The sequence below is a fragment of the Kitasatospora sp. NPDC089509 genome (assembly GCF_044749365.1).
In the GTDB taxonomy this organism is placed as follows: Bacteria; Actinomycetota; Actinomycetes; order Streptomycetales; family Streptomycetaceae; genus Kitasatospora.
Genome location: NZ_JBIVHS010000011.1, coordinates 56,531 through 72,690 on the forward strand (window position 1 = coordinate 56,531; position 16,160 = coordinate 72,690).

General features: G+C 70.5%; 15 protein-coding genes. 6 read left to right on the forward strand and 9 right to left on the reverse strand.

The window, feature by feature from the left end; translation table 11 throughout:
* The first annotated feature begins 189 nt into the window (after window positions 1-189).
* Both ACIP4P_RS23190 and ACIP4P_RS23195 read left to right on the forward strand, forming a co-directional pair.
* Window positions 190-987: a helix-turn-helix domain-containing protein gene (locus ACIP4P_RS23190; protein ID WP_400921212.1), complete on the forward strand. Its 798-nt coding sequence runs from the start codon at window positions 190-192 to the stop codon at window positions 985-987.
* Window positions 988-1,213: 226 nt separating this feature from the next.
* Complete coding sequence (locus ACIP4P_RS23195; RefSeq protein ID WP_400921214.1) at window positions 1,214-2,386, forward strand: 4-hydroxybenzoate 3-monooxygenase; 1,173 nt, start codon at window positions 1,214-1,216, stop codon at window positions 2,384-2,386.
* A gap of 18 nt (window positions 2,387-2,404) precedes the next feature.
* Here the strand turns inward: ACIP4P_RS23195 and ACIP4P_RS23200 are convergent, their stop codons facing one another.
* The 5 genes from ACIP4P_RS23200 to ACIP4P_RS23220 all read right to left on the reverse strand — a co-directional run bounded on the left by ACIP4P_RS23200 (window position 2,405) and on the right by ACIP4P_RS23220 (window position 6,815).
* On the reverse strand, window positions 2,405-2,587 hold the full coding sequence (locus ACIP4P_RS23200) for a hypothetical protein (RefSeq protein ID WP_400921563.1): 183 nt from the start codon (window positions 2,585-2,587) through the stop codon (window positions 2,405-2,407).
* 537 nt (window positions 2,588-3,124) lie between these two features.
* Window positions 3,125-4,519 carry a CHAP domain-containing protein gene (locus ACIP4P_RS23205; RefSeq protein ID WP_400921216.1) on the reverse strand — a complete coding sequence of 465 codons (1,395 nt, stop codon included), beginning with the start codon at window positions 4,517-4,519 and terminating at the stop codon, window positions 3,125-3,127.
* 136 nt (window positions 4,520-4,655) lie between these two features.
* Window positions 4,656-5,912: a transglycosylase family protein gene (locus tag ACIP4P_RS23210; protein WP_400921217.1), complete on the reverse strand. Its 1,257-nt coding sequence runs from the start codon at window positions 5,910-5,912 to the stop codon at window positions 4,656-4,658.
* Window positions 5,913-6,250: 338 nt separating this feature from the next.
* Window positions 6,251-6,553 carry a hypothetical protein gene (locus tag ACIP4P_RS23215; RefSeq protein WP_400921219.1) on the reverse strand — a complete coding sequence of 101 codons (303 nt, stop codon included), beginning with the start codon at window positions 6,551-6,553 and terminating at the stop codon, window positions 6,251-6,253.
* Between the two features lie 7 nt (window positions 6,554-6,560).
* Window positions 6,561-6,815, reverse strand: a complete 255-nt coding sequence (locus ACIP4P_RS23220) for a hypothetical protein (protein ID WP_400921221.1) — start codon at window positions 6,813-6,815, stop codon at window positions 6,561-6,563.
* 390 nt (window positions 6,816-7,205) lie between these two features.
* Between ACIP4P_RS23220 and ACIP4P_RS23225 the strand changes: the two genes are divergently transcribed.
* On the forward strand, window positions 7,206-8,177 hold the full coding sequence (locus ACIP4P_RS23225) for a LuxR C-terminal-related transcriptional regulator (RefSeq protein ID WP_400921223.1): 972 nt from the start codon (window positions 7,206-7,208) through the stop codon (window positions 8,175-8,177).
* Window positions 8,178-9,228: 1,051 nt separating this feature from the next.
* On the opposite strand, the gene ACIP4P_RS23230 is transcribed toward ACIP4P_RS23225, so the two are convergent.
* Window positions 9,229-9,567, reverse strand: a complete 339-nt coding sequence (locus ACIP4P_RS23230) for a hypothetical protein (protein WP_400921225.1) — start codon at window positions 9,565-9,567, stop codon at window positions 9,229-9,231.
* A gap of 464 nt (window positions 9,568-10,031) precedes the next feature.
* On the opposite strand from ACIP4P_RS23230, the gene ACIP4P_RS23235 reads away from it, so the two are divergent.
* Complete coding sequence (locus tag ACIP4P_RS23235) at window positions 10,032-10,508, forward strand: Imm21 family immunity protein (RefSeq protein ID WP_400921226.1); 477 nt, start codon at window positions 10,032-10,034, stop codon at window positions 10,506-10,508.
* A gap of 326 nt (window positions 10,509-10,834) precedes the next feature.
* Here ACIP4P_RS23235 and ACIP4P_RS23240 read toward each other — a convergent pair whose 3' ends face one another.
* The 3 genes from ACIP4P_RS23240 to ACIP4P_RS23250 all read right to left on the reverse strand — a co-directional run bounded on the left by ACIP4P_RS23240 (window position 10,835) and on the right by ACIP4P_RS23250 (window position 13,310).
* Window positions 10,835-11,956 (reverse strand): epoxide hydrolase family protein, encoded by a 1,122-nt coding sequence (locus tag ACIP4P_RS23240; RefSeq protein WP_400921228.1) that lies wholly within the window; start codon window positions 11,954-11,956, stop codon window positions 10,835-10,837.
* 26 nt (window positions 11,957-11,982) lie between these two features.
* A complete protein-coding gene (locus tag ACIP4P_RS23245) occupies window positions 11,983-12,183 on the reverse strand; it encodes a hypothetical protein (protein ID WP_400921230.1) in 201 nt (66 codons plus the stop codon).
* A gap of 953 nt (window positions 12,184-13,136) precedes the next feature.
* Complete coding sequence (locus ACIP4P_RS23250) at window positions 13,137-13,310, reverse strand: hypothetical protein (RefSeq protein WP_400921232.1); 174 nt, start codon at window positions 13,308-13,310, stop codon at window positions 13,137-13,139.
* Between the two features lie 612 nt (window positions 13,311-13,922).
* Here ACIP4P_RS23250 and ACIP4P_RS23255 point away from each other — a divergent pair.
* The gene (locus ACIP4P_RS23255; protein ID WP_400921233.1) at window positions 13,923-14,345 is read left to right on the forward strand and encodes an Imm63 family immunity protein; all 423 of its coding nucleotides are present in this window, start codon (window positions 13,923-13,925) and stop codon (window positions 14,343-14,345) included.
* A 227-nt stretch (window positions 14,346-14,572) separates the two neighbouring features.
* Window positions 14,573-15,625, forward strand: a complete 1,053-nt coding sequence (locus ACIP4P_RS23260; RefSeq protein ID WP_400921550.1) for a GNAT family N-acetyltransferase — start codon at window positions 14,573-14,575, stop codon at window positions 15,623-15,625.
* The last annotated feature ends 535 nt before the right edge of the window (window positions 15,626-16,160 follow it).

Genomic DNA, 16,160 nt, shown 5'->3' on the forward strand with positions numbered 1-16,160 from the left:
GGCGGGCCCGCCACTCGCAGCGGGCCCGCCACCGCTGTAGCCCGCCGCACAGCATCCGTCGCCTGCGCGGGCGCTGGATCCGGGAGGCCACCGCTACCTCCCTCGGGGAAGGGACTTGAGGTTCATCGTGGTCATGCGACCACCCTCGGCGGGGCACTTCGTGTGACACCACCGGTAAACTGACGCCTGATGCTGAAAACTCGCCAACCTTCATCGACACCCGCCGAGACAGACGATGAGACAGACGATGAGATCCTGCAGGGCGGTGCTTGGCTGCCGCACGGCTTTCAGCTCGATCCGCACAGCCACGTCCACGGTCAGCTGGTCTACGCCGCCGCCGGCACCTTGGTCACGGCGACGGAGCGCGGCACGTGGGTCGCCCCGGCGGACCGAATCACCTGGACGCCTCCGCGCTTCACGCACTCGCACCGCTTCTACGGGCAGACCGACGTACGGCTGGCGTCCGTCCCGCTCGACCTGTGCGCCGGGCTCATCGATCACCCCAGCGTCTTCGCGGTGAGCCCGCTGCTGCGCGAGGCCCTTCTGGCGCTCACCGACGAGCCGGAACGGCGCCCCGGCGCCCACCGGCGCCTGCTCGCCGTGATCGTGGACGAGTTGGCCGACGCCGCCGAGACCTCCCTGCACCTTCCCGAACCGAGCGACGACCGGCTGCGCGCCGCCACCGCCCTGCTGCGCGCGGACCCCGCCCGGCCTTCCACCCTGGCCGAGCTGGGCCGGGCGGTGGGGGCCAGCGAGCGCACGCTCAGCCGTCTGTTCCACGCCGAGCTGAGCATGAGCTTCCACCGCTGGCGGACCACCCTGCGCATCCACCACGCTCTGGCGCACCTGACCGACGGGATGACGGTGACGCAGACCGCAGTCGCGTGCGGCTGGTCCAATCCGTCCACCTTCATCGACGCCTTCACCGAGGTCGTCGGCCAGACCCCCGGCCGCTACCAGGCCGGCCTGCGCATCCACGCGCGCTAGCCTCCGCCCGGGCTGTTCGCCCTGTTGCCCTGGTCGTGCGCATGGTCATCGCACTTCCCGCCATCTTGGCGGCTTTCCGGCATCAAGCGTCCACTTACCAGTGGTCCGCGACCTGCCGGGCCTTCCACAGTGGGCAGTGAGCGCGTGTCAGCCGTGATGGCCGGCGCCGCGATGTACGCGTTCGGCGCGTACCGACCACCGTACGGATCATGAAGGGCCTGAACGCATGACTGAGACACTCGACGACACGGCCGTCGTCATCATCGGAGCCGGCGTCGCCGGTCTGACCCTCGGCAACCTCCTGCTGCGCAACGGCGTCGACTGCGTCGTGCTGGAGAAGCACCCCCGCGCCTACGTCGAGAAGCGCCAGCGCGCGGGAACGATCGACACCTTCGGGGTGCGCCTGTTCCGCGCATGGGGCCTGGAGGAAGTCCTGGCGGGCGACCCGATCCCGCACAGCGAGGGCGGCTTCTACATCGACGGCCACGCGATGCCCATCGACGTGGACGAGGACGACAACGAGAGCCTGTACTGCCCGCAGCAGGTCCTGGTGCGCAACCTCACCGACGTCTTTCTCCGCCAAGGCGGCGACCTGCGCTACGAGGCCGCGGACGTCGCTCCGGAAAACCTCGCCGAGGGCCGCCCGGTGGTGCGCTACCGAGACGCCAAGGGCGCGGCGCGGGCCATCGAGTGCGACTTCGTAGCCGGCTGCGATGGCTTCCACGGCGTCTCCCGCCGGTCCATCCCCGCCGCCGCGCTGACCGAGTACTCCCACGAGTACGGCTACTCCTGGCTCAGCGTCCTGGCCGCCACCGAAACCCGGCCCTCGGGCATGGCGATCCACGAACTGGGCCTGGCCGGGATGATCCCCCGCGGCCCCGAAGCCAGCCGCATCTACCTCCAGTGCGCGGTCGACGACACCCCCGAGCGGTGGCCGGACGAGCGCATCTGGAGCGAATTGGAGGCCCGCTTCGGCACGCCGCCCACGCGCGGGCAGATCCTGTCCAAGCAGATCGTGGCGCTGCGCAGCGTGGTGTTCGACCCGATGAGCTACGGCAGCCTGTACCTCCTGGGCGACGCCGCGCACATCGTGCCGCCGATGAGCGCCAAGGGCATCCACCTCGCTCTGCACGACACCGAGGTCTTCGCCCGTGCGGTGATCCGCCATGCCACCGAGGGCGACTCCAGCCTCCTCGACAGCTACTCGCAGACCTGCCTGCCGCACATCTGGAACTACCAGGCGTTCGCCACGTGGATCACCGACATCATGCACAACGCCGGATTCACCGGCCACGAGGGCGAGTTCAAGAAGCAGATCGCCCGCGCCGAACTCCAGCGCCAGTTCGCCTCGGAGTCGGCGAACAGGTTGTTCAGTGAACTCACAGCCGGAACCAACTAGGTCCCACCTCCTCCGGAATCATGCCGCGTCGTCGTCCTCGTCCAGCTCCGGCGCCTCCGGGTCGCGCAGCGAGCACAGGTCGCCCACCCCCGGGGTGGAGGCCGTGAAGCAGTAGCGGCCGAGCGGGTTCAGGTTGCGGTGCTTGAGCGGGGACAGTCGGGCGATGTCCTCGTCTCGGATCTCGTGGCCCCTCAACCCCACGCCTGGCCAGAAGTGTCAACCAGACTCGGCAGAACCCGAGTTCCACGCCGCGTACAACTGGCAACACAGCAGCTCACAGCGCTAGGCGATGTGCCGTGTATCGGCAGTGGTCGCAGGGGCGGGGGGTGATGTGGCGGGGACCGCCGGGCCGGCCCCGAGGCGGCGAACGGGGCCGGGGGCCTGGTGGGGTGCCAGCGGCGGCGGTGGCCGCAGGGCTGCCAGTGGGGGTTCAGTGGCGCGTCAGGGTAGTCAAGGGCGGGGCGGTCCTGTGTGCTCGGGGAACGGCGTGCCGCTCCAGCTCCGTCCGCCGGCGCTGTCCGGGCGGCGCCGAGCACCGGTCCCGGTACGCTCTCCAGTCGACCCCGGTGGCCGCATCGACGTCCAGGCGTGGCGGTTGGCCAGGTCCGTGGGCTCGTTCTCCAGCTCACAGACACGTCGACTGCACTCTTTGATGCCACTCGACAGCCGGTCCAGGCGCCCGCAGGAGCGCCGGCCGGGTCCCGTGGACCCGGCCGGCGCCCGTGGGCGGTCGGCTGCTCAGCTGGTGATCGTGGCGGTGACGCCCTGGGCGCTGCCGGCGCCGCCGGGGACCTCGGCCCAGTTGCTCCAAGTGCCGGCGTAGTAGTCGGCGTCCCGAGTGTAGACGTGGCCGTCGGCGGCGACCGCGAAGTAGTGGCTGGTGGTGCCGGTGGAGGCGCTGGTGATGGAGGTCAGGTTGGCGCTGTCCATCTTGGTCCAGGCCGTCCAGCTGCCGTTGCTGTAGTTGCCGTCGTTGTTGTACATCGCCCCGTCGGACCCGATGATCTCCAGGTGCACGGTGTTCCCGGTCGCGTTGGCGGTGACCGCCTTCGCACCGCCCGCCCCGCCCGGAACCTCGGACCAGGCGGTCCAGGTGCCCGCGCTGTAGTCCGCGTCGCGGGTGTAGACGCGGCCGTCGGCGGCGACCGCGAAGACGTGGTTGACGTTGCCGATGCCGACGGCGCTGACCGACTTCAGGTTGGAGTTGTCCATCTTGGTCCAGGTCGACCAGCTGCCGGCCGAGTAGTTGCCGTCGTTGTTGTACATCGCCCCGTCGGACCCGATGATCTCCAGGTGCACGGTGTTCCCGGTGGCGCTCGCGGTCACCGCCTTCGCACCGCCCGCCCCGCCCGGAACCTCGGACCAGGCGGTCCAGGTGCCCGCGCTGTAGTTGGCGTCCCGGGTGTAGACGCGGCCGTCGGCGGCGACCGCGAAGACGTGGCTGGTGTTGCCGATCGCCACGCTGGCCAGGGACTTCAGGTTGGAGCTGTCCATCTTGGCCCAGCTCGACCAGCTGCCCGTGGTGTAGTTGCCGTCGTTGTTGTACATCGCCCCGTCGGACCCGATGATCTCCAGGTGCACGGTGTTCTTGGGGGCGGGCGTGTTGTCCCGGCCGCCGATCGGCGAGACGTAGCCGCTGACGCGCTGGTTGTTGTAGTAGCCGCTCGCGGTGATCAGACCGCGGGTGACGTGCCCGCTCTGGTTGCCGCCGATCGTGCCGATCGTGCCGTCGGAGTTGATGCTGGCCACTAGGGCGACGTGCTCGGCCCAGTCGCTGCCGTTGTAGTTGAACACGACCGCGTCACCAACGTGCGGGGTGCCGGTCAGGCCGCCGTTGTACTGGGCGAAGCTGGCCGCACCGCTGGTGAGGCCGTTGACGTTGACGCCGTCCTGCGCCCAGACCCACTTGGCGAAGTCCGCGCACCAGCTCTCGCTGGCGCTGTTGTAGTACCCGTAGCCGCCCGCACTGTTCTGGCCCGACCCGGAGTTGCCGAGGTTCGCGGCGGCGATCCCGATGATGGTCGATCCGACCGAGGCGGAGGCGGTGCCGGTGGCACCGAGCAGGACGGTGGAGGTGAGGGCCGCGACGGCGAGGGCGGCGCTGACAGTACGACGGGTCTGGCGAGCGGGCATGGCGGTGTCTCCGAAGTCTGTGGAAGGAAGAGGAAGGCGGGTGCGGTCCCGCCCCGGTGCGGGGAAGGTGCGGGGAGGCCCGCACCGGCGGAGGGGTCCGGCAGGAGTGCTGCCTGGGTTGCGAGCTGACGCTGGGTCAGGCGATCGCGCCGCCGGGAACCTCGGACCAGTTGCTCCAGGAGCCGGTGCCGTAGTTCGCGTCGCGGGTGTAGACGTGGCCGTCGTTGGCGATGGCGAAGACGTGGTTGACGTTGCCGATCGCCACGCTGGCCAGGGACTTCAGGTTGGAGCTGTCCATCTTGGTCCAGCTCGACCAGCTGCCCGTGGTGTAGTTGCCGTCGTTGTTGTACATCGCCCCGTCGGACCCGATGATCTCCAGGTGCACGGTGCTGCCGGTGGCGCTCGCGGTCACCGCCTTGACCCCGCCCGCCCCGCCGGGGACGGCGCTCCAGTCGGTCCAGGTGCCGTTGTCGTAGTTCGCGTCGCGGGTGTAGACGGCGCCGTCGTTGGCGACGGCGAAGATGTGGCTGACGTTGCCGACGGTGGTGCTGGTGATGGACTTCAGGTTGGAGTTGTCCATCTTGGTCCAGGTCGACCAGCTGCCCGTGGTGTAGTTGCCGTCGTTGTTGTACATCGCCCCGTCGGACCCGATGATCTCCAGGTGCACGGTGTTCCCGGTGGCGCTCGCGGTCACCGCCTTCGCACCGCCCGCCCCGCCCGGAACCTCGACCCAGGCGGTCCAGGCACCCGTGCTGTAGTTGGCGTCCCGGGTGTAGACGCGGCCGTCCGTGGCGACCGCGAAGACGTGGCTGATGCTGCCGACGGACACCGAACTGATGGACTTCAGGCTGGAGTTGTCCATCTTGGTCCAGCTCGACCAGCTGCCCGTGGTGTAGTTGCCGTCGTTGTTGTACATCGCCCCGTCGGACCCGATGATCTCCAGGTGCACGGTGTTGTCGGTCGCCGAGGCCGCCATCCCGCCGCTGCCGGAGGTGGATCCCGCGGGCGTCGAGGGCGCCGACGGGTAGGGGTCGGCGTGGTCCGTGGCGAGGCCGGTGCCGGGTGCGCAGCTCCAGGCGCCGGCGCCCTGCGGGCCGTTCAGGACCTTCTCCGCGGTCAGGATCTGCTGCTGCTTGGTCGCCTGGTGCGGGTACGCGGCGTACTGGGTGCCGCCGTAGGCGCGCCAGGTGGCCAGGTCGAACTGCAGGCCGCCGTAGTGGCCGTTGCCGGTGTTGGTCGACCAGTTCCCGCCGCTCTCGCACTGGGCGACCTTGTCCCAGGTGGCGACCGAGGCGGCTGATGCCTGGCCGGCGAGCGTAAGCGGGGCGGCGAGGGCGAGCAGTGCAGTGGCGGCGAGGGCGAGGGCGGACTTCTTGCGGGTGACAGCGGTCATGGGTGGTTCCCCCCGGAACGGTGTGAGCTGATGAGGTACTGGCGTGTGAAGGTCGGCGAGGTACGGGCCGCCCCGGGGCAGCCCGGCCGGCGAGAGTCGGGCAGCCCCCTGGGGCAGGTGTCGCGGGCTACTGGGTGACGGCCGGCAGTTTCGTGAGAAGGAAGGCGGGTCCGGTGCGATCGGCCGCGCGATGCGGGCCGGAGGTTCGGGGGCACGCCCGGGACGGACGGCTGCCCTGCAGGAGCAGCGGTCGACGGCGGCGCGGGGGCCGTACGGCGTGGCAGTGCGAGGACGGAAGGATTCACCCGGCGGGTGCGGCCGGTGGACGGGTGCCGCGGTCAGCCAGTGGTGTGGTCCTTGGCCTGCGGGGGCAGGTAGCCGCGGTGGAGCGCCGGCGAGGAGCGGTGGCTGCGGGCGATCAGGCTGTACGCGCGGCGACCGGCGTCGGGCCGGTCGGACGGGTCGCGGCCGAGCAGGTAGAGCAGGAGGTCGATCCGGTCGTCGGCGGGCTCGGCGTAGGCGTGCTGGAGTCCGTCACCGGGCTCGGCGTGCGCCCACAGGGCGTCCACGACCTCGGCCGCCTCGTTCGCTCCCGCCGTCCCACCGGGCCGGCGTCGCAGGCTGGCATGGATGATTTCCACCGGGGATTCAGCCGCCCCAGCCGATGCTGTCGGTGGAGGCGGGCGTGGCCGTGGGGGTGCCGCCCCAGCCGATGCTGTCGGTGGACGTGGAGGTCGCGATGGCGGCGGGGGCGCCGCCCCAGCCGATGCTGTCGGTGGAGGCCGGCGTGGCCGTGGTCGTGGTGGCCGGGTCGGCGGCGGCGAAGGCGGCCGGGGCGGCCGGGAGGACGGTGAGCGAGAGCGCGGCGACCGCGGCGGCCTGGGCGATACGGGTGCGGATCATGACGGGGCCCTTCTGGGACGGACGGGAGGGGTGTGCCGATCCGGCCGGGGCGTCCCGCGGTTGACGCTGCGTCCGGTTGCCGCCCCGGGCCGTTTCTGTCGGGCCCGTCTGGCGGCGATCACTACTCTCGTCGCTGTGCGGTGCCGCCGGAAGGGCTTCCCGCTGGCGCCCAGTCGCCTGGCGAACTCCCGACATCATGACTAGTGCACGTCAAGTTTCTCGGCTTTGCGTGCGGCGTGCAGTCGCTCTGCGTCGGGCCTATTTCCTCCCAGACACCGCCATGTCTCGCCAAAAGCCCCGATTCGGATCTTGAACGGGCCGTCGCGCCTCTGTTTGAATACGCCCGGCCGCCCGACCGGGGCACGGCCGACGAGTGCCGGGGGGCGCGACATGCTGGAAGTACTGGGCCTGACCACCGGGGCCACCGCCGTGTACCACGTGATGCTCGACCACCCCGCCCACGGCGTGGACGAGATCGCCGCGCACTGCGCACTGACCGCCGTCCAGGTGCACGAGCACCTCGACGAGCTGAGCCGCCTCACCCTCGTACGGGCCTCCGCCGAGCGCCCCGGCGAACTGCGCGCGGTCAGCCCCGACATCGGCCTGGCCGACGTACTCGCCGCCCAGGAGGCCGAACTCGCCGCCCGGCAGGCACAGCTGGCCGCCTCACGGGCGGCCGTCACCCGCATGGTCGCCGACCGCGCCGAACACCGCGCGACCCACGGCGAGCGCCTGATGGGCATGGACGCCATCCACGCCCGGCTGGAGCGGATGGGCCACGGCGCCACCACCGAGGCCCTCGGAAGCCAGCCCGGCAACCAGCGGCCCGAGGACCTCGCCGCCAGCCGGCCCACCGACGCCGAGGCCCTCGCCCGCGGCATCGCCATCCGCACCCTCTACCAGGACTCCACCCGCAACCAGCCCCACGCCACCACCTACGCCCACTGGCTCCTCAGCCACGGCGGCGAGGTCCGCACCGCCGCCACCATCCCCCCGCGCATGGTCATCATCGACCGCCGGGAGGCCCTCGTCCCGATCGACCCCGCGGACAACCGCAAAGGCGCCCTCTACGTCACCGAACCCGGCATCCTGGCAGCACTCCTCGACCTGTTCGAACAGGCCTGGAACACCGCCGTCCCCCTCGGCGCCACCCACCCCGACGACCCCCGGACCGGACTCACCGCCACCGAACGCGAACTGCTGCGCCTGCTCGGCTCCGGACTCACCGACGACGCCGCCGGACAACGCCTCGGAATCTCCTCCCGCACCGTCAGCCGCCACATGTCCTCGATCATGGAACGCCTCGGCGCCAGCAGCCGCTTCGAAACCGGCATCAAAGCCGCCCAACGCGGATGGCTCTGACCCCCGAAACGTAACCGGCGACCGGAAAACCCCGACCCGGGGAGCCGATCACCGTCCCCACGGAACCGAACCACCTCCCGGCCCGTGGCCCAAGGAGGGGAAGACGGCAACGACCGGCCAGACGGGAACTTCCCACCGCGCCGCCGGCCATACGCTCCCCGTCACTCCCGCGACACACCCACTCCGCACCACGCGGCGCTGCTCACCCGGGGTGAGACCGTAGGCCGCCTTGACAGCACGTCCGAAGTCCGAGGCGCGCAGCAGACCACAGCGGGCGACGGCCCCGGACCGGCAGGGCACGCAACGCGGGGTCGGCGAGGCCGCGGTGGGCCCTGTGCAGGCACTGCCGGCGGATCGAGGCGACGAAGGCCCCGCCGCCGCCATGCCGGGCGAACAGGCTGTGCAGGTGGCCGACGGAGATGCGGTGGGCGGCGGCGACCGCGGCCGGAGTCAGACCGGGATCGTGGAAGTTGTACCGGATGAACCCGCGGACGTTCTCCATCAGGGCCCGCGACCGGACCTCCTGCGGCAGTGCGGGGACAGCGACGAGTTCCCGGGCGACCCAGGCGGCGAGTTCCTGGACGACCCAGGCAGCGACCAGGTCGACGACAACCGTCCAGACCCCGGAGGACTCCGCCGGCCAGCTCGCCCTCGGCGAGGGCGGTCAGGGCCTGGCCGATCACCCGGCAGCGCTCCTACGCCGTGACACGGCAGTGGTGGCCGAAGTCGGACAGCCGGGTCAACCGGGCGGGCCTGCCGGTGGAGACGGCGTTCCAGGGCGAGGCGCTCGACCGGTGGGTGCGAGCGCAGCGGGTCGGCTTCGCCGCACTCGACCAGGAACACCAGAACCTGCTGGCGGCGGCCGGCACCGAGGAGGACCAGGAGCTTGCCGCCGCACGGGCAGCGGCTGCGGCCTGGGCACGGTCGACCGCCGCGTCCGACTGCCCGTGTTCGCCGACGGCGGTGCCGGTCCCGGACCCCAGGCTCGCTGAACGACCCGGCCGAGCGCCACCGGCCCCACCACGAACGCCTCGTCACTGCGCTGGACCGCTCACCAGGGAATGTGGACACCCGCCAGACCGACGTGCAGCGCGCTCAGGAAGGTGTAGACGGCCAGGAACGGCACGGGGACGGCGGCTCCCAGGCCCGCCGAGAACCAGAGACGGTCGGTCCGCCGCGACGCCAGCCAGGACCAACCCGCCCCGGCGCCGGCCCCGACGGCCGTCACACCGACGAGGATCAGCGCCTCCCACCAGAACCCGGGCCGGTGCGAAGCGGAGTGGACATACGCCAGGTACCCGAGCATCGCCAGCAGCACGACGGGCACGAGCACGGCCAGGACCGCCGAACACCCACTCACCTGCCGGCGGTACGGATCGTCGTCGCTCATGTCTCCCCACGGATCGAGGCCGGGGCTCGAACTGCCGTCAGGGCCCCGACAATTGTGTCAGCTCATGGTCACCGGCCTCGACACCGCGATCACCGCCACCAACAGGCACCCGGGGAACCAGAGGTACCAGGGTGGTGGGAACGGCGCCGGGCGGGGACCGGCCAGGCGGAACGGGCGTCGCGCCGGCGGTCACGGGCGCTCGCCCTCCGTGCGTGCCGTGCCGGGCGCCTGGCAGCCGTCGTGGTGGCCCCGGCCGCCGGGCGGACCGGCGGCCGGGGCGGTGGCGGTTGGCCGAAGACGTGGTCCGCGACGTTGTGCCCAACGGCCAGTACGGCCCAGGTCGAGCCGAATGTCGCCAGCGTGGTCAGCTCTTCGATGCTCGTCACCGCGCACCCCCGACCGCCACAGGCGCGCATACGCTGTTGCGACGTGATGGAGATCTTCGAGCTGGAGGCGGTGTGTCCTTGACGTGGCTGGACACGGAGGGCGGCCCATTCGTCGTGGTTCCACGCGACGCTCTGTCGCAGTGGTCGGGGACGGAGGGCGACTACGACCGGGCCTGCGAGATGATGGACCTCGTCGGTGTTCTCGAACTGCCTGACGGAGCCGCAGCACTCGTCCTCGGGGACGAACCGCTCTCCACCGCCTACCTTCCCGAGCACCGGGTCCTCGCCCGCTGGTACTACGCGGAGACCGAGGAAGGCGTCGCCGACATCATCACAGCCGGGCTTCCCAGCGCTGAGTGGGACGAAGGACCCGTGCTGCCTACCCCTGGCGAGCTGGTCATGTTCGACGCCGCGTACCTCGGCACCGAGGTCGGAACACTCACGGACGGCACCGCCATCACTCTCGATGCCGGCCGCTACCGGGTGGACTCGGCGAGCATCGAGCCCGACCACTTCACGTCCTTTCGCGTGCACCGGTTCGTCGAGCTGACCTGAGCCGCGGCTGGTGCAGAGACGGCCAACGAGAACAACGCGATGCCGGGGCCTCCGTGGTCGGCGGCCTTGCCCGGGGCGCGGACCACGGTCGCGGCCTCCAGGTGGCCGCCCTTGACGTCGCAGGCGGGGTGTTCGTGGCGATCGAGAAGACCGGGCACTGAACGGGCGGCCCAGCCTCCGCGCCCGGGACCTCGAAGCGAATTCGTGCGCCGTCGAACTGGCCGGCGTCCGCCCATTGCACCGCCCCACAACGTGATGTGCCGGTAACCCGGGGGACGGACAGGACCATCCCCCGGGCGCGGGCTTCCCAGGGGTGGCACGGACAGTCAGCGGAACAGGCGGAAGAACCCGCGCACCTGCTCGACCAGTGACTCCGGCTGCTCCAGCGCGGCGAAATGGCCACCATGCGGTAGCTCCTCGAACCAGCGCAGGTCGGTAAATCGCAGCTCGGCCTCCCGCCTCGACGGGCGGGTTATGTCGCACGGGTAGACCGACAGCCCGGATGGCGCGGTCACCTTGTGCCGGAAGTCGGCGAAGCTCTCCCAGTACAGGCGCGCCGACGACGTGGCTGACGCGGTGAACCAATAGACCGAGATCTCGTCGAGGATCGTCTGCCGCGACAACGCGTCCTCGGGATGGCCGCCGTTGTCCGTCCACGCCCAGAACTTCTCGGCGATCCAGGCGGCCTGCCCCGCCGGGGAGTCGGTGAGGCCGTAGCCGAGCGTCTGCGGCCGGGTCGCCTGGATCGCCGAGTACCCCCGGCCGGTGCGCTGCATCTCCTTCTCGGCCTTGAGATTCGCCAGCTCCGCGGGCGTCGGGTCGTCGAACGTGCCCGCCGCCACGGATCCCAGGTTCAGGTGCACGCCGGCCACTCGCCCGGGCGCCACATCGCCCAGCACCGCGGACACCGCCGAACCCCAGTCACCGCCCTGCGCGCCGTACCGTTCGTAACCCAGCGAGACCATCAACGTGTCCCAGGCGCGCGCGGTGCGAGTGATGCCCCACCCGGTTGTCGACGGTTTGTCACTCCAGCCGTACCCGGGCAACGACGGCGCGACCACGTGGAACGCGTCCGCCGGGTCGCTGCCGTGCGCGCGCGGGTCGGTGAGCGGGCCGAGGACCTCCAGGAACTCGAGCACCGAACCCGGCCACCCGTGCGTGAGCACGAGCGGGAAAGCGTCCGGCTCCGGCGAGCGGACGTGCAGGAAGTGGATGCCCAGCCCGTCGATCGTGTCGCGGTACTGCGGGAACGCGTTCAGCCGCTCGGCGAACCCGAAGTCGTAGTCCTCGGCCCAGCTGCGGCAAAGCTCCTGCGTATACGCCAGCGGCAGACCCTGTGACCAGTCGTCCACCGGCTCGCGCTCGGGCCACCGTGTCCGTCGCAATCGTTCGCGCAGGTCCGCGATCTCGGCTTCGGCGACACTGACCTCGAACGGCTCGGCGGACATGGCAAGGCTCCTTACTGGTCAAGGCGCTATCGGATCAGATGCAGGTGGACCGTCATCGCGGGCTCCCACGCGCGGCGCCGGGTCGGGGCCGCGCTGTCGGCGGTAGGGCTCCCGGTCAGGCTGAGGAGGAGTCCGGTCAGGGGGAACGCCGCGAGCGTGGTGAGGGCCACCGGCAGCGGCACGATGCCGGACAGACCCGCGACCAGCGGCCGGACCGATCCCGCCACCCGGAACGTTCATGAAGTCGAGCAGGCCCTGTGCGGTGTCGCGATCCGGCAGCCGCCACGGCTGCTTGACCGTGATCGTGCGCCGTACCGCCCGCCCCATAAGGCCGCCTGCCAAACGTCATCACATCCACCTCGCAGCGGTCAACAACGGACGCTATCTGCCCGCCCCGCACCGGGACCAGAACCCATCTACCCATCGCCTGAACGAAGTTCAGTGGCTGCCTGTGAGTCCGACCTCGCGGGGATAGCTCCTCGGCCTCCACGCGGAGCAGCGCTTCCAGGGCGTCGGCCCTGCGGGGGGCCGATCACACTCGCCGTGGTCGGAGAGCGAGTACCGGTCGGCCCTGCGCCCGCTGGTCGCTGTGGACGAACGGTTGGAGCTGATCGTTGGCAATCCGGGCTGTCCCAGCTGTGCGTGTGCCCCGAGCACGCGCAGCTGTTCCTGACGAACGCCGGCATCCGATGGCCTCGGAGAGGCACGATGGGTGGTCCGTAGTCCCGACTCGAAGAGGACGCCATGGGCGGTGTTGTCCCGTTTGATCGCCAGGGCCGGTGGCCCGGCCGCCGTCGAGGAGCCGCGTCACCGACCGAGCAGAAGAGGCACCCGCAGTTCCCGCCGTCAGCCAAGGTCCTGACGGCGCTAGAGGAGGAACAGATGCACGACGACGGTCAGAATCCGGCGTCGGGAGGATCCGGCGGTATCGGGGGCCCGAAGGCGCCGCCGACCGGTCCGCACACCCCGCCCCCGCCGACCCCACCCCCGACCGAGTAGCACATACCGCATACCTGGCTGGCCATACGACGGATGAGACCCGGTGGGTATCGGCCCCGCACTCGCGGGATTGACTTCCCGCCCCGCCACTCGTCGAACCTCCCGCCCAGGTCGGCCCCGTAGCTGCCGACCATCTCACATGTGAAGGTCTCCTCCGCCAGGGTTCAGCGGACCGTCACGGTCAAGGCGGCGGCACGAGCCCGCGCTTCGGACGCTCCACCAGGTCGGGCCGCAAAGTGTCCACCAGCGGCGAGGACCGCAGGACGTGATGGTAGCCGGCTGCGCCGCCGCCACCCAGGGATTCCAGGTAGAAGACCCGAAGGATCACGGCGAGATCGCCCCCGGTGACGTCCACACTGTGACGGCTGGAGCCCTCGACCGGGCGGGCCCGCTCAAGAGCGGAGCGCTGCGGCAACTGCGGCGGGGACCTGTGCACTGCCTGCAGGTCCAATCATCTACAGCCGAGCGACGTGCACTTTGAGTTCAACGACGACAATATCTGCCCAGACTGCGGTCCAGAGCCCTGATCAAAAGCCACGGAACCGTCCAACCGAGGCCACAGCGGAACGGCAGCGGGCAGGACAGCCCCCACCACCGCCGGGCTCGACACCGACGGCGGCCCGCAGACGGCATCGAGGCCGGCGGCCAGCGGCGGCGGCCGCTCGGACGCCGACGCTGGCGGGCAGGACGGCGGCGGGGACGACGATCGCCAGGGCACCGCAGCGAGCAGACCAGCTGGACGTCGAGGCGAGGACGGCGGCGCACGGCGGGCCCACCGGCAGGGGCGGAAGCCCCGCGGCTGTCGCGGGTGCTGTCGCGTCCGGAGCACACACAGGGGAAATTGGGCATCCACCTACACCCCGGGAGCAGCCCTTCTGCACGCCCTCCAAGGCGGCCTGGCGGCCACCCAGCCACGGGCCCCGCCGGCAATGGCACATAAGCAATAATCGTCCATATGACGATAACGATGAAGGAGCTGCAGGCCGCCGTGCGCCACATGGCTGCCGGCCTCGACGGTGTGACGGCAAACGATCTGGTCGCGTTCGATCCCCAAGACGGCGCCCGCCCCTACCTCGGGGTCCAGGACGGGATCATCCACTGGGTCGTGGAGGAGCGCGGTCAGTTGCTCCACCACCAGAGCACCGACGACCTCGATGAGGCCCTGCACTGGGTCGCCCTCAAGGCCACCCGATCGATGGCCGCACGCTGGGAGCTTCGGCAGCGGGACCGCTTCCCCGCGGACCGGGACACCCGGATCGGCCGGCTCGCCAAACAAGTCGACCTGCTCCGGCGCCTCGACGCCCGATGGGCCGAGCAGTTCCGCACCGGCATCCCCACCCAATGCCCAGGAGTACGACTGGAGGACGTGGCCGCCCACCCCCTCACATGACCGTTCGGCCCAGCCACCGACGGCGGACCGGTCCGAGCCCACCGCAGGCCCGAACTGCGGACACAACCGGCCCCGCACAGCGGGAGCGGGGCAACCGCCCGCCGGCAGCAGCAGCCGGGCGAGCGTCGATCGGAAGCAGGGCTCGGACACGGCGGTCATAAAGAATTGTCCGATCGGCACGGTCTACGCTCGCTGACCACATGTCCGACGTGGCGGGAGGCTTCGGTATGAGCGTGAACAGCGGCAGCGGATCGCCGGGACGATTGCCCAGCCGCCTCTTTCGGCCGTATCGCGGCGACGAGGACCACCGCGGGATGGCCGCCGTGAGGCTGGGCTGTGCAGGGCGGGACGGGATCGACGCCCGCTCGGTCGTGGAGGGAGTTCCGACGGTGGCGGAGGTCGCCGAAGCCTCCGCCAGACTGGACGATCCGACCGAGAACCAGGTCTTGGTCGAGCACAACGGTGACACCGTCGGCTACGTCACGATCAGGTGGTGGCAGGAACGGGACGGGACCTGGCTGTACCTGCACCGCGGCTACCTCCTGCCCGAGCACCGCGGCGCGGGCATCGGCTCGGACATGCTCGACTGGGCCGAGACCCGCATCCGCCGGCTCGTGCAGCAACACGGAACCGCACGGACGGCCGTGTTCGGCGCGAATGCCATGGCCTCCGAGAAGGACTCGACGGAGCTGCTGGTCGCAACCGGGTACCGGCGTGTCTTCAGCCTGGTAGAGCTGGAACTGCCCGACCTCCGACGGCTGCCCGACCACAACGGTCCGTTGCCGGCCGGCATCAGAATCACTGCGATCGAGCCGACCAGCTACCGCGCGGCCTGGAAAACGGTCGTTGACTCGTATGCGGATGTCGCCTTCGCCGAGGAGTACACGTTCGAGAGCTTCCTCGCCACGGACCCAACCTGCTGGCGAGCGGCCTGGGATGAGGACCAGATGGCCGGCGTCGCCCTGTGCTCCATCCGCCGGCACGACCACACCATGGGCGAAGTCGACGAATTGAGCGTCCGGGCAGAGTCGAGGCGTCTGGGACTGGGGCGGGCCCTGCTGCTGGACGGATTGCGCTCTCTCCACGAACACGGTGCGGAGACTGCCCGGTTGTGCACCGGGACCGCGAATCCGCACCGCTCCTACGACCTCTACGAAAGCGTGGGGTTCCGGCGCCGGAACGAATACGTCCGCTACCGAAAGCCGATCGATGTCCGGTCCGGCGGGGCAGCTCCGGACCGCCTCGGTGGTCCGGAATCCCGAGGATCAAGCCCAGCTTGATCGCCCGGACCGTTCCCAGGCGACGGGCACGAAGTTCGCAGGCGCTCAGGTCGTCCGCATTCTCCAGGCCGCTGGTGTCATACCCCCATATTTTGAGCGCGTCGAAGACACGGTCGCGCTTGTGACAGTCCGTACTGGTGGCCAGCAGATTTCGGGCTCGGTCGGCCAACTCTCCTCGGTGCTGAGTGAGAGCCGGGTACTGCGCCAATGGGATAGCGACAACGATGGCTGCGGCACGCACCTCCGCGTCGTCGTGGGCCGAGGGAGCAGTGCTCAGGACTTGTGGATCAGCTCCCGGGGACGCGTGGAGGGCGTACCTTCCGGGTGATTGATCGAGAAGTCACCAAGTGGACCCGCGTCGCGGTGCGGGTCGGAAGGCACGCCCGTGCTGAGCGTGGGCACCGCCGAGGGTTCCACCGAGTGCGGCTCCCTGATTGACGAGATCGTGCGCGAAAGGCGCCCGCCGGACGCTTGCTGCCGCGCTGGAAGCGGAAGTCAACCAGCACGTAGCCGACTTGGCCGCTGAGACTGACGC